Origin of the sequence: Sphingobium sp. CCH11-B1, from assembly GCF_001556865.1 — a bacterium.
In the GTDB taxonomy this organism is placed as follows: domain Bacteria; phylum Pseudomonadota; class Alphaproteobacteria; order Sphingomonadales; family Sphingomonadaceae; genus Sphingobium.
In genome coordinates this window covers 1-12,301 of record NZ_LSJY01000139.1, presented here as the reverse complement: position 1 = coordinate 12,301, position 12,301 = coordinate 1, and the positions used below count along the sequence as shown (strand labels likewise).

The following is a 12,301-nucleotide window of genomic DNA, read 5'->3' as shown; positions in this document are numbered from 1 at the left end:
GGTCGCAGGTTCAAATCCTGCTCCCGCAACCATAACACCAATATACATACCAACAATCCGCTTAAAACGGGGTTCATGCAGTCATGGCATGGGCCGTTGCATCGTGCGGTCCGAAGGAACGCACCAATCATCTTTGGATTCAGTTGTTCAGGCTGCGGCAATTCTGATTGTCGGACAAGAGACTGATACGCGCCGACATGGCGACTTTGCTATCCGGGTTCACGATCAATCAGCGAGGGTTCTATTATGCGGAAATCGTCCCTGTTCCTTCCTTTGATGGTTTTGGCAGGCCCTGCTGCGGCCCAAGCACCTGATGCGACGATCGGCAAGCGGGTGTTTATGCGATGCATGGCTTGCCACAATGTCACCGCCAATGCCCCGAACAAGATCGGGCCCAATCTTTATGGTATCGTGGGCAAGAAAGCGGCAGGAGTGCCCGGCTTTCGCTATTCGTCGGCCCTTCAGAAGTCCAGATTGACGTGGGATATGGCAACGCTCGACAAGTGGCTGGCCCGTCCGGCCGCAATGGTGCCGGGCACCTCAATGGTGTTTGCCGGCATCGCCAAACCGGAAGAAAGGCAGGCGCTAATCGCCTATCTCAAGAAGCCCACGCCTTGATGAAATAACGGCTATCCGAAATATAGCCATCCGGCCTTATGCGACCACTATGACACCCACGCCAATGATCGCCCAAAATCCGATTGCCAGAGGCACTCCGATGACGAGGCCTCTGAGCGCCTGGCCAATATGATCGTTCGCCATATCGTCTCTCCTATGAAGACGTAATGCGGGCGGGCCTGTAATTGTTCCGCCGCGTCCCTGACGGCGGTTCGCCGCTGAACGGCGATCCGCCCCCGTGACACTGCGTCCCTGCCATGAACGCTAACCAGGCCGCTGCCTAAGGCCTGTGGGGATTTAGGATTCCCATTTGGGTGGAGATATGATTCACACTGCGGATGGACCGCTTTGTACTGACCGACGCCCAATGGGCGAAAATAGAACCCCATTGTCTGGGCAAGCTGACGGACCCCGGGCGTACCGGGCGGAACAACCGGCTATTCATGGAAGCAGTGCTATGGATTGTGCGAACAGGCAGTCCATGGCGCGACCTGCCGACAATGTTCGGCAACTGGAGTACGGCATTCCGGCGGTTCCGTGATTGGCGCGAAGCGGATGTTTTCAAACGGATTTTCGACACCATGTCGGAGGAGCCGGACATGGAATATGCCATGATCGACGCCACCATCGTCAAGGTCCACCGCCACGGTCAAGGCGCAAAAGGGGGACGTCGGGCCAGGCCATTGGACGCTCCAAAGGCGGCATGACGACCAAAATCCTGGCTTTGACCGATGCCTTGGGCAACCTCGTGCGCTTTCGTTTGATGCCCGGCCACCGCTTCGATACCGTCGGCGTCGCCCCATTGATCGACGGCATCGCGTTCGGCGCCCTGCTCGCCGACAAGGCATTCGACAGCAATGACATCGTCGCAGACCTCAACGAGCGCGGCGCAAAAGTCGTCATTTCGCAACACCCACGCCGCTCCAAACCCATCCCGCTCGACGCCGAGATGTATAAATGGCGGCACCTGATCGAAAACTTCTTCTGCAAACTCAAGGAATTCAAACGCATCGCCATGCGCGCCTGCAAAACCGATCAGAGCTTCGAGGCCATGATCTACCTTGCCGCCGCCATCATCAATTCACGATGAATCCCCACAAGCCTTAAGGCAGTCTGGTTCGAAAGGAGAGCTCAGGCGCGTTGCGCCTTCAGCAATTTGTCGAGCGTTAGCGGATAATCGCGCAGGCGGATGCCGGTCGCATTGTAGATGGCATTGGCAACCGCAGCGCCAGCGCCGCAGATCCCGAGTTCACCGACGCCCTTCGCCTTCATAGGCGAGCTTTTGTCGTCAAGTTCGTCGATGAACAGCACATCTTGTTCGGGAATGTCGGCATGCACAGGCACCACATATTCGGCCATGTCATGATTGACGAAGAAGCCGAAGCGGGTGTCGACTTCCAGCGCTTCCATCAAGGCCGCGCCCACGCCCATCGTCATCGCGCCGATCACCTGGCTTCTGGCAGATTTGGGGTTCAGGATGCGCCCCGCCGCGAACGCACCGCCCATGCGGCGCACACGCACCTCGGCTGTGTCTATGTCCACCCCCACCTCGCAAAAATGCGCGCCGAAGGTCGCCTGCGCGTAGCGTTTGTCGAGATCGCCATATTCCATGCTGTCTTCGGCCCACAGGCCGTCCCGTCCAGCCAATGCGGAAAGGGGCTGGGACTGGTTGCCAAACTTGACGAACCCGTCGTCGAATTGCGCCTGGTCGGCGGGATAGCCGGCCTTTTCCGCGAGCTTGGCACGCAGCGCTGCGGCAGCAGCATAGACGCCGGCGGTTGAACTGTTGGCGCCCCACTGGCCCCCCGATCCGGCCGATGCCGGGAACCGGCTGTCGCCAAGACGCACAGTCACACTCTTCAGCGGCACCCCCAGCATTTCTGCGGCCGTCTGGCCGATGACTGTGTAGGTGCCCGTGCCGATATCGGTCATGTCGGTTTCGACGATGACCTGCCCCTGCGCGTCGACGCCGATCCGCGCGCCTGACTTCATCACCAGATTGTTTCGAAAGGCCGAAGCCATGCCCATGCCGACCAGCCAGCGGCCGTCGCGTACCTTGCCCGTTTTGGGATTGCGCTTGTTCCAGTCGAACCGCTCCGCCCCGGCGCGCAAGCATTCCACGAACTTACGGCTTGAAAAGGGCCGCTGCGGTCCGGCCTCCGGGTCAAATTGCACATCGTTGCGAATGCGCAGTTCCACCGGATCGACGCCGCATGCCTCCGCCAACTCGTCCATGGCGACTTCCAGCGCCAGCAATCCGACCGCTTCGCCGGGCGCGCGCATCGCATTGGCCTCGGGCAGGTTCAGCGTCACCAGCCGATGCGCAGTCAGGCGGTTGGCCCCACCATAGAGCAACCGCGTCTGCTGGGCCGCGGCTTCAGGACCGCCGCCGGGGAGGTCCCCGGACCAGACCTCATGGGCGATGGCATCAATCACCCCGTCCTTGTCCGCGCCGATCCGTATGCGCTGGATCGTGGCGGGGCGATGGGTGGTGTTGTTGGGGATTTGGTGGCGCGCGATGGCGACCTTCACCGGCCGCCCCACCTGCCGCGCGCCCAGCGCCGCAAGCAGCGCATCGGCGCGCAGGAACAGCTTCGACCCGAAACCGCCGCCAATATAAGGGGAAACCAGCCTGACATTCTCCTTGGGAATGCCCAGCGTCTTGGCAACCTCGCTCACGCCCCAGGCGATCATCTGATTTGACGTCCACAGCGTCAGCTTGTCGCCGTTCCAGGCCGCGGTGGTGGCGTGCGGCTCCATCATCGCATGGCTCTGATCTGGCGTGGTATAGCGCTGGTCGATCCTGATCGCGGCTTTTGCAAAGCTGCCTTCGAAATCGCCCGTCTTGGTGTCGGCGGGCGATCCGAAAATATCCGGCGGCATCACACCCTTGACGCTTTCAGCGGCCAAATCGAACTTGCCGCCGTCGGTCGTATAGTCGATCCGCACCAGCTTGGCGGCGTCCCGCGCGTTTTCCAGCGTGTCGGCGATGACCAGCGCGACGGCCTGTTCATAATGGTCGATCTGCGGACCGCCCAGCAGCGGGGCGGTGTTCATCGAGCCCTTGTTCAACTTGCCGGCATTGGCGTGGGTCACAACGCCCAGCACGCCCGGCGCGGCTTCCGCTGCGCGCAGGTCGATCGCCGCGATTTTGCCCTTGGCTATGCCGGATCCGACAATCCAGCCATAGACTGGCTTGGGTGCCGCATCATGTCTTTCATAGGCATAGGGCGCGGTACCGGTCACCTTGGCGGGGCCGTCGATCCGGCTGTGCGGAATGCCGATCACCCGGCCCTTGTCGATTGGGTTGACGCCTGCGGGGGTTGCGAACTTCATGCCCGTGCCTCCTGCTGCCGATAGACCGACGCCAGCGTCCTTTCGACCAGCAGCGTCTTGAAAGCGTTATGAGGGGTCGTGCGCGCGCCTGCCAAGGCCGCGTCCGCCACTGCCTTGGCGCCCTTGCGCGCGGCGGCGTCGGCTTCTTCGACGCGCCAGGGCTTTGTCCCGATCCCGCCGAAGGCGAACCTTCCTGTTCCGTCCCGGTTGAACACTGCCGCAACCGAGACCAAGGCGAAGGCATAAGAGGCCCTGTCGCGCACCTTGCGATAGATATGGGTGCCGCCGATCGGCTTGGGCAGCGTGACGGAGGTGATGATCTCTCCGGCTTTCAGCACGGTTTCGCGCTGGGGCGTGTCGCCGGGCATCAAATGGAAGTCGGCAATGGGGATGGAGCGTGCCGCGCCGGCGGCGTCGATCGTGTCGATCTTGGCGTCCAACAGCCGCATCGCGACCGCCATGTCGCTGGGATGCTGGGCGATGCACGCGTCGCTCACGCCCAATATGGCCAGGCCCCGGCTCAGGCCCTGCATCGCGCCGCAACCGCTGCCGGGCTTGCGCTTGTTGCATGGCATACGCGTGTCGTAGAAATAGGGACAGCGCGTGCGCTGGAGCAGGTTGCCGCCGGTCGTCGCCTTGTTGCGCAGCTGCCCCGAGGCGCCAGCCACCAGCGCGCGGCTCAGCACGGCATAGTCGCGTCGCACCGTCGCATCAGCCGCCAGATCGGTGTTGCGAACCAGTGCACCGATTTTCAAGCCTCCGTCGCCGGTCTTCTCAATCCGGTCCAGACCCAGATGATTGACGTCGATCAGGTGGGTCGGCGTCTCGATCTGCAATTTCATGAGGTCGAGCAGGTTGGTCCCGCCGGCGATGAAGCGCGCGCCCTGCACGGACGCGGCCGCCTTCGCCGCTGCTTCCACGCTCGTCGCGCGCTCGTAGGTAAAGGGCCTCATGCCTTGGCCTCCCCCGCGACGTTGCGCATCGCGGCGATGATGTTGGGGTAGGCGGCGCAGCGGCAGATATTGCCGCTCATCCTCTCGCGCAGTTCGGCGTCGCTCATCTGCACCTTGTCCAGATCACGCGTGGCGTGGCTTGGTACACCCGCCTCCATCTCTTCCAGCACCGCGACCGCGGAACAGATTTGCCCCGGCGTACAATAGCCGCATTGATAGCCGTCATGCTCGATGAAGGCCTGCTGCATCGGATGCAGTCTTTCGGGGGTGCCCAGGCCCTCGATCGTCGTAACCCGCTCGCCATCGTGCATGACCGCCAGCGTCAGGCAGCTGTTGATGCGCCGGCCCTCGACGATGACGGTGCAGGCACCGCACTGGCCGTGGTCGCAGCCCTTCTTCGTGCCGGTCAGGTGCAAATGCTCGCGCAGCGCATCCAGCAGGCTGGTGCGTGGGTCGAGCTGAAGATGCACCTCGCGCCCGTTGACGTTCAGTTCCACCGGGGTCATGCGCGTTCCTCCAACATCCTTGGCGGATCGGTCATTCTGGCCTTGCCCATGGGCCATGGCTGGCGCCGCCGCGGCAAGCGCCGCGCTTCCCTGCAGCAATCCGCGGCGCGTCATCGGGTCGCAAGACATGGATGATCCTCCCTGTTCCTCTGTGAGGCACTACGAAGATGAAGCCGGTTCGATCCCGCCCTGTGCGTCCTCCCGCACAAGATAGCAGATATACGTTCCGGCCCCAAACCGGGCGCGCCGAGTTGTTTATGTCCCCGATTCGCCAGACCTAACCCGTATGGCTTATCATGACGGCCATGTCCGAACGCAAAAAAAAGGCGAAAATCCTCAGGTTTCCATGTCCAATCAGCCAATTTCATTTTTGTGCAATTCTTCCCTTGCCGATGCGGACAAGCGCTGCTAGTTCCCCGCCACCCGCCGAGAGGGACTTCTCCTCCGGCCGCCAGAGCGGGCGTAGCTCAGGGGTAGAGCACAACCTTGCCAAGGTTGGGGTCGAGGGTTCGAATCCCTTCGCCCGCTCCAGTTTTCTCTATGGAAATCAGTGGATTAGCGGCCTTCGGGCCGCTTTTTCGTTGGAGACAACGCCCTCTGTAAAGCCCGTTGTCTCCATAATGTCTCCAGAAAATCGCCAAGAATGGGCCGCCCCTGGCGTTGGCTGGCGCAGGTTGCGCCCGATCTTTTGCGCCCCCGCGCGGCCATTTCGCCCCTTCCACGCGACCCGGTGGCTGGAGACAATGGCCCCGCCGACTGGAGACAATCGGGCCGAAGCTGGAGACAACGCGCTTATCCGCGACCATGCGCTCGGACCCAGGAAGCCTCGCGGCTGTCGAATAGCTGATGATCCACGCCGCTGCGCTCGGCAACAGCCAGCCGGTCAGCGTTGTGATGCTGGCATAACGTGACGCTTGCCTCCATTGCGGCTATTGCGGTGATGCCACTCCCGGGGGAAGTTGTGCGGAAGTCGAAAGGATATCGAGTCGATGTGGAGTTTGACTGTCCTGTAGTGGATGCAACTCGGCTGGAGCAGGTTCTACGGCATCATTTTGGAGCTACTGAAGTGCGGGTTGCCGTGCGTGCGGTAACGTCCGACAAATTACCTTCCGCGCCGCCCCGATGGGAACCCAATCCAGGGACTGGTGCGCACACCATGCTTAAAATCGTCCGGGAGCGCGGCGTGGTGCGCTGGCGTGACATCAAGCATGTGCGCAATTCGCGCGCCGCGCTCGAACTGCTGCTGATGGACGGGCACCTTGTGCGCGTCAGTCACGGCCTGTTTCGAGATGGGAGCCGACCGCTCGATGCGGAGATCGCGGTGAAGCAACGCGAACCCTATTTTCGGGGACAGCTCGGGACGCGGCAACAAACCATTTATGACGCTCTAGCAAAGCCGGCCACGGCCGCAGAACTTCGCCAGCGAGAGGGTGTCAGCCGTCAAGCGGTGGACCAGATTCTCAAGAAGCTGATGAAATCCGGCCTTATCCGCCGTCTGCCTACACCCGGTGAGTCCTCCGAATGGGTCTATGCACAAAGCGGGAAAAGGACGCTCGACGTCCTGGTGGATCGCGAACCTAAGATGGGCTCGCTCGAAAAGGCGACGTTGAGGCTCATTCCGCCAGTCGGCGGCGCGCGCCGAGCAGCACTCGTCGAGCGGCTCGGCCAGTCGACCCACAGCGCACTCAAGCGTCTTGTCGCCAAGGGGCTTGTCGAGAAGGCTGGGACTCCCAAACGCCAGCTTATCCGGCTCACTCAGAAGGGATTAACGCACAGCGCCTATGATCTCGAAGGTGAGCACCTACCAGGCAACGACGTCTCCGCAGCGCTGAAACCCGAACAGGTGCGTCTCCTACTCGCTCTCGATGCGCTCGGACCAGCCCGCGCACTCGACATCAGCGCCGCAGCGGGTGTCCGGTCAAAGCGGGCTCCAAGCGCGGGTCAGTATCTCCAGCGATTGCGGATGTCGGGTTACATCGTTCAGGAAAGGCCGATGCCGGGACGCGCGCCGATCTATCGGCTCACCAAACAGGGCACGACCGCAATCGCGGCCGCGAAGCTCGCCGGCAAGGCGATGAGTCCCAACAAAGCGCGCCGTGCAGTCGAACGCGATGCTGCGGATCGCGCCCAGCAGGCTGCGTCCAGGCACTATTCATCGCCGGGCCAGGGGCGCACGCCGGAAATCCTCGCGCTCCTCGAATCCGGCCCGCTTACCAGTCGCGAGATTCAGGATCAGCTCAGCAATCCGTTCAAATTCTACCGATCCGTTGGTCTCGCGGCTTCCGATTTACAGAAGCGCGGATGGGTTCGCTGCATTGGGTCGGGCGATCACGCAGCGAAGCGCTGGGAGTTGACGAGCGCTGGCCTGGACTGGCTGGAGGCCCGACGGGCTCAGCACGAGGTGCAGCCAATCGACCTGGCTCCGAGCGAGGCTCATCACCCTTGATCCGGCCCGGCTGCCACCGCCACTTCGGCGGCAATCCGCGCCTCGATCGCCGCCGCGATCTCGGCATAAAGGTCGACGTCCTGATCCGGCGCCGAGATGGAGATCGCGAGCGCATAGCGGCCCTTGTCGTTCATGCGGTTCTGTCCGATGTGCGATTTCCACCAGCCGCCGACCGGATAGATCGCGATCTGGTCGTGCGCGGCAAGGTCGATTGCCGGACCTCGCCACAGGTCGCAATGAAGCGACCCAGCCTGAACGGCCTGCGGCCCGAGCAACCAATAGTCGGTCTCCTGACCGGCCTTTTCCGCCTTCTCCTCGGTCTTGCTCAATCGTGTCCGAAAATCATTGGCCGTCTCGCGCCGTTTCTTCAAGGCGAAGCGCAGGCCGTAGGAGCGATAGGTGTCGGGTCGGGTGCTGGCCCGGCCTGAAAGGTTGGGTTCGATGAAATAGGAGAGCGTCACCTTCATCATCACCGAAGCGTTTTCCAGCGCTTCTAGCGCTGCCTTCGGCCAAGGCAGGGCGTAGAAATGCACCTCGTTGAATACGGCCGAGCGCCCGTCGGCCGAAGCGGCATAAGGTTGAATCTCGGCCTCGGCGAGCAAGGTCACATCATTGCGCGCCGACGCGGCCGCGCGAACCAGGTTGGGCACGCCAAAGCCCATGCTGCGTAGGATTTGCTGCTTCGTGCCCTTGCTGCCCGTCTTCCAGCTACGGCCGGTGCCGATCAGCAGCTTACGAATTGGCCCAGGCCATTCGGCGGAATGAACGGTGAGAGCGCGGTAGGTTTCCGGCCACCGGCCGGGTAGATCGGCCTTGAGTCGCCCAATGAAATTGCCGGCCACGCCCGTCGCGGCGCTGGTCGCCCAGAAGGGCACCAGCGGCTCCGTAGCCACATCCCTGCCTGCCGAGAGCAGCGAGACCGCCGGGTGCCAGCCGCAAAACTGGGCATTGTCCATCATCATGTTGCCGGCCTCGAACAGCACGTCGGGCTTGATCGGCGTCAGGTCAGCCGGAAGGGTCTGCGATCCCCGGCTGAATGGGCTGCGCTCGTTCGGCGCGACCAGCGGAATCAACTCGGGTTCGTCTTGCGCCTGGTCAGCCTTCGCCGTGTATCCGCCGATAGTGAGCGCATTCCAGCTCTGCGCGGGGTCTTCGAGTGCATGATGCTGCTCGACCACGGCCTTGAGCCCGCCGTCCATATTGCCGGTGGCGATCAGCACGAGACGCTTGGGGTGATCCTTGGCGGCGAGCCCCGCCTGCTGCTCACCCGGCATTGAGCCGGCGCAAATCTGATCGACCGCGCCGCTCCAGCTTGATGGTGCCTCCGAAGAAAGATCGGGCGAGGAGGTGGCGATGCAGAAGCTGCGCGGGATATTGGCCCGTTCGATTTCGGCCACGGCCACGGCTGCTTGCGTGATAATGCCATAGCGCGCCGGCTCGGTCGCCGGAAAGCCGCCGGGCGGAAGGAACTTCACGGATTCGACGGCATGGCCGAGCACGACCTGGCGTTGGCCGCTCATAGGCCCAAGCAGGTCGCCATGCAGGACAAGGCTCGCCATGCCCGTTCCATGCCCGCCGGCGCCGGCGTGATCGTCGGTGCCCCAGGCATCGTTCACAGTCCACGCACCGGCCAGCGCGGGAGCGATCAGCGGGTGCGCTGCCGCAACGCCCGTGTCGATCACGCAAACCACCGGCGCATCCGCTGGCGGAGGCGTCACCCGCCCGCAATATTCGGCCACAAGCGCGTGCTGCCCCAAGCTCTTGTCGCCTTGGTCAAGGAACGGCTCGATGCTCTGGCTGGCGCGCCGCACTTCGCTGATCGCGCCGTTGAGGCGGCCGACGAGCCCAAGGGTCGCCTCGGCTGTTCCGAGCACGAATATGACCGAGGTTTCAGGAAATTGCAGCCGGTCGGGATACACGTCGAGTCCCGCCTGCTGCGCGGCCGCCACCACCGCCTCCACGATCGCATCGGGGCGACGCAGCCAAAGCTCCCACCACTGCGGCGCTGGCGATGCCAAGTCCGGCGTGCCGACGACGAGCGTGCGCGCCGCAGCGGCGCGGATCGCCTCGATCACCTCGAATTTGTCGATGTCGGGACGCTCGTGATTGCCGAGATCTTCGGAGCCATAGGCCGCGATCCGGCCGGTCAGGAATGCGCGAGCGTCATCGGGAACGAACACTACCGCCCGCTCTGTGCGATCCTCGCTACGCTCGGAACGGAGGACGACGATCTCCTGCGCCGGGAAATCCAGCGCCGGTATCTTCGTGGCCTTGGCGCGCTCGCTCGGCACCATCGTCTCGACCTCGACGAGAACGCCGCGTTTCAGCCCGTCGACCGGGATGCGGACGTCCTCTTGGGGCGGCGGGAGGTTGCCTAGAGCTTCCCCCAACTGTCCGAGCAGGGCTTCGGCATGGGCATGGTAGTCTTCACGCCGCTCGCGTCGTTCGCGCCGAAGTCGGGGATAGACATACTGCGCTGCCTCGCGCCATCGCGTGATCGAGATATGCGGCTGGCGTGGCGCCGCACCGGCTTCATTTTCGGGCATACCCCCCTCAAGTCATTCCCACCGCTTCCCCACGCGGCCTCTTCTCGCCGACGGACGACGCCGGCGCTTCAATGTCCAAAGCTCTGTCGAAAGATTTGGCGGTCTTGGAGCGCGATGCGCAAATGGTCGGCCGAGATCGACTTAGCCCCTTCGAGGATAGCGTCCTTCACGACGGCATCGGCCGCGCGCACCAGCTCCCCCTGGCTCAAGCCTTCCGTGATGGGAGCGATCGACGCCCAAGCCTTGGCGGTCAGGCGGTAGCGTCCCAGCCGGCGTGAGAGGATCGCGCGCGCGGATTCGGGATCGGGCAGCCGATATTCGATGACTTCATCAAACCTGCGTGCCAGCGCCTTGTCGAGTATCTCGACATGGTTGGTCGCCGCGATGACGATACTGTCGGTTGAGTTAGGCTCCTCCATGAAGGAGAGCACCGAGTTAAGAACCCGTCGAATCTCGCCGACGTCATTGGGATCGCCACGACGCGAACCGATCGCGTCGAACTCGTCGAGCAAATAGACGCCGCGGGTCTGCGCAATCTGATCAAACAGCAAGCGCAGCTTGCCGGCCGTCTCCCCAAAGAAGCGGCTGAACAACGAGTCCAGCCGTGCCGTGAACAGCGGCAAGCGCAGCTCTCCCGCGAGTGCCGAAGCCGTCATGGTCTTGCCCGTGCCCGGAGGCCCGACAAGCAGCAGGTGCGTCGCCGGAACCTGCCCATGATCGCGCAAGGTCGCCCGCTCGCTTTGCTGCCGGACAACGCGCTGCAACCGCGAGCGAATGGCCTCGCCAAGCACCATGTTGTCGAGCTTGGTCTTCGGATAGCTGCTCTCGACCAGCCCTTGCAACTCGCCGCGCGGCCGTGCCAGAGGGATTGGCGCTTGGCCGGTAGGCGCGTTGCCAAGCCGTTCGCGCGCCTTTTGGACGAGGCGCTTCAACTGGTTCGCCTCCTCGGCATTGCCTTGGCGCGCTTGCTGTGCCGCGACCTGGAGCGCTATCGACAGAAATTGCTCTTCGTCCCCAGCAACGTGCGAATTGAGCAGCGCGACGATCTGCTTGGTTGACATCAGCGCTCCTCCTTTCCTGCAAACTGACGGGTATAGGCACCGAGTCGTCATGACAACCGCGCAAACGGCGCGGCGCTCTCATAGTGTAATCAAGTCACCGAATATCGGGGAGAAATTTGTTCAGCTCAGGCCGCGATATTGAGCGAACTGGTAGCATGGGCTCGCAAAGCGCCGGTGGAGACGGGCGCTGTAGAACCGCCCGGCAGATGAACGTAGGCGCGCAGCGGTGATCCTTGGCTTTTCCTCCCCGATCATCCATATGGAGCCGGTATCCCCCGGTGGTCCCTGCCTCGCATACCGCCGGGGCACTTTATTTCCAGCCACAGCCGATAGTCTTCTTAACGCGCTTCCAGCGTGCGGGTTATGCTGTTGTTGTCCTCATCCTATACAGTTTGAGGGGAAAGCCTTCCCCTGACCGGGAGCCCATAGGTCTCCCGCTACCCCTTCGAGCGGGGACACCCCGCAACGCCCCGATAGTGAGCGCGGGGATCTAGGGAGCGCACTCTGGCGGCTGACGCCGCGCAGGGGTCGCGCGTCATTTTCCCCAGCGCAGCACTCTCGCTCTGGCCGGAGGGCACGGCGGCGGCTGGCCCACAGGCCCGCGCGCACGCCGCCGCGCCGGCCGTCCGCCGCAAGGGTGCGTCATTTGTGGCGCCGCGAGCGGCGCGGTGCTTGGGGCTCTGCCCCTGGCGCACTTCGGAGCGTCTTCCGCCCAGCTTCCTCCGCTTCGCTCCGTGCAGCCGGTTCCCCGCGAAGCCGCCCCTCCGTTTGCACCCCCGGTCTCGCCGACGGGCAGGGTTTCAGCGCGGCGCTTCCCGCTGCGCGGAAACCCAAG

Annotated in this window: 8 protein-coding genes and 1 tRNA gene; 4 read left to right on the top strand and 5 right to left on the bottom strand. The window is 63.2% G+C overall.

Annotation, left to right across the window (positions count from 1 at the left end):
• Window positions 1-246: 246 nt before the first annotated feature.
• Window positions 247-618: a c-type cytochrome gene (locus AX724_RS15430; RefSeq protein WP_066767988.1), complete on the top strand. Its 372-nt coding sequence runs from the start codon at window positions 247-249 to the stop codon at window positions 616-618.
• Between the two features lie 338 nt (window positions 619-956).
• Window positions 957-1,708, top strand: a protein-coding gene (locus AX724_RS22930) for an IS5 family transposase (RefSeq protein WP_156448102.1) whose coding sequence is annotated in 2 segments (ribosomal slippage) — window positions 957-1,287 and window positions 1,287-1,708 — 753 coding nt in all. Because the reading frame shifts where the segments join, the coding sequence is not laid out codon by codon here.
• A 41-nt stretch (window positions 1,709-1,749) separates the two neighbouring features.
• Here the strand turns inward: AX724_RS22930 and paoC are convergent.
• The 3 genes from paoC to paoA are packed head-to-tail and all read right to left on the bottom strand — an operon-like array spanning window position 1,750 to window position 5,542.
• A complete protein-coding gene (gene paoC, locus AX724_RS15415; RefSeq protein ID WP_066767985.1) occupies window positions 1,750-3,954 on the bottom strand; it encodes an aldehyde oxidoreductase molybdenum-binding subunit PaoC in 2,205 nt (734 codons plus the stop codon).
• Window positions 3,951-4,907 carry an FAD binding domain-containing protein gene (locus AX724_RS15410; protein ID WP_066767983.1) on the bottom strand — a complete coding sequence of 319 codons (957 nt, stop codon included), beginning with the start codon at window positions 4,905-4,907 and terminating at the stop codon, window positions 3,951-3,953. The genes paoC and AX724_RS15410 overlap by 4 nt, the downstream gene beginning before the upstream one ends.
• A complete protein-coding gene (paoA, locus tag AX724_RS15405; RefSeq protein WP_066767981.1) occupies window positions 4,904-5,542 on the bottom strand; it encodes an aldehyde dehydrogenase iron-sulfur subunit PaoA in 639 nt (212 codons plus the stop codon). The genes AX724_RS15410 and paoA overlap by 4 nt, the downstream gene beginning before the upstream one ends.
• A gap of 327 nt (window positions 5,543-5,869) precedes the next feature.
• Here paoA and AX724_RS15400 point away from each other — a divergent pair.
• Window positions 5,870-5,944, top strand: a tRNA-Gly gene (locus tag AX724_RS15400).
• A gap of 535 nt (window positions 5,945-6,479) precedes the next feature.
• On the top strand, window positions 6,480-7,859 hold the full coding sequence (locus AX724_RS15395; RefSeq protein WP_156448101.1) for a hypothetical protein: 1,380 nt from the start codon (window positions 6,480-6,482) through the stop codon (window positions 7,857-7,859).
• Here the strand turns inward: AX724_RS15395 and AX724_RS15390 are convergent.
• Window positions 7,850-10,405, bottom strand: a complete 2,556-nt coding sequence (locus AX724_RS15390) for a S8 family peptidase (protein WP_066767978.1) — start codon at window positions 10,403-10,405, stop codon at window positions 7,850-7,852. The two genes, AX724_RS15395 and AX724_RS15390, sit on opposite strands and share 10 nt — an antisense overlap.
• 68 nt (window positions 10,406-10,473) lie before the next feature.
• Window positions 10,474-11,466, bottom strand: coding sequence for an AAA family ATPase (locus tag AX724_RS15385; RefSeq protein ID WP_012049856.1), 993 nt, complete (start codon window positions 11,464-11,466; stop codon window positions 10,474-10,476).
• Window positions 11,467-12,301: the final 835 nt, after the last annotated feature.

Coding starts and splice junctions, on each gene's coding strand:
- AX724_RS15430 (WP_066767988.1), top strand. CDS start 247: ATGCGGAAATCGTCCCTGTTCCTTCCTTTGATGGTTTTGGCAGGCCCT.
- paoC (WP_066767985.1), bottom strand. CDS start 3,954: ATGAAGTTCGCAACCCCCGCAGGCGTCAACCCAATCGACAAGGGCCGG.
- AX724_RS15410 (WP_066767983.1), bottom strand. CDS start 4,907: ATGAGGCCCTTTACCTACGAGCGCGCGACGAGCGTGGAAGCAGCGGCG.
- paoA (WP_066767981.1), bottom strand. CDS start 5,542: ATGTCTTGCGACCCGATGACGCGCCGCGGATTGCTGCAGGGAAGCGCG.
- AX724_RS15390 (WP_066767978.1), bottom strand. CDS start 10,405: ATGCCCGAAAATGAAGCCGGTGCGGCGCCACGCCAGCCGCATATCTCG.
- AX724_RS15385 (WP_012049856.1), bottom strand. CDS start 11,466: ATGTCAACCAAGCAGATCGTCGCGCTGCTCAATTCGCACGTTGCTGGG.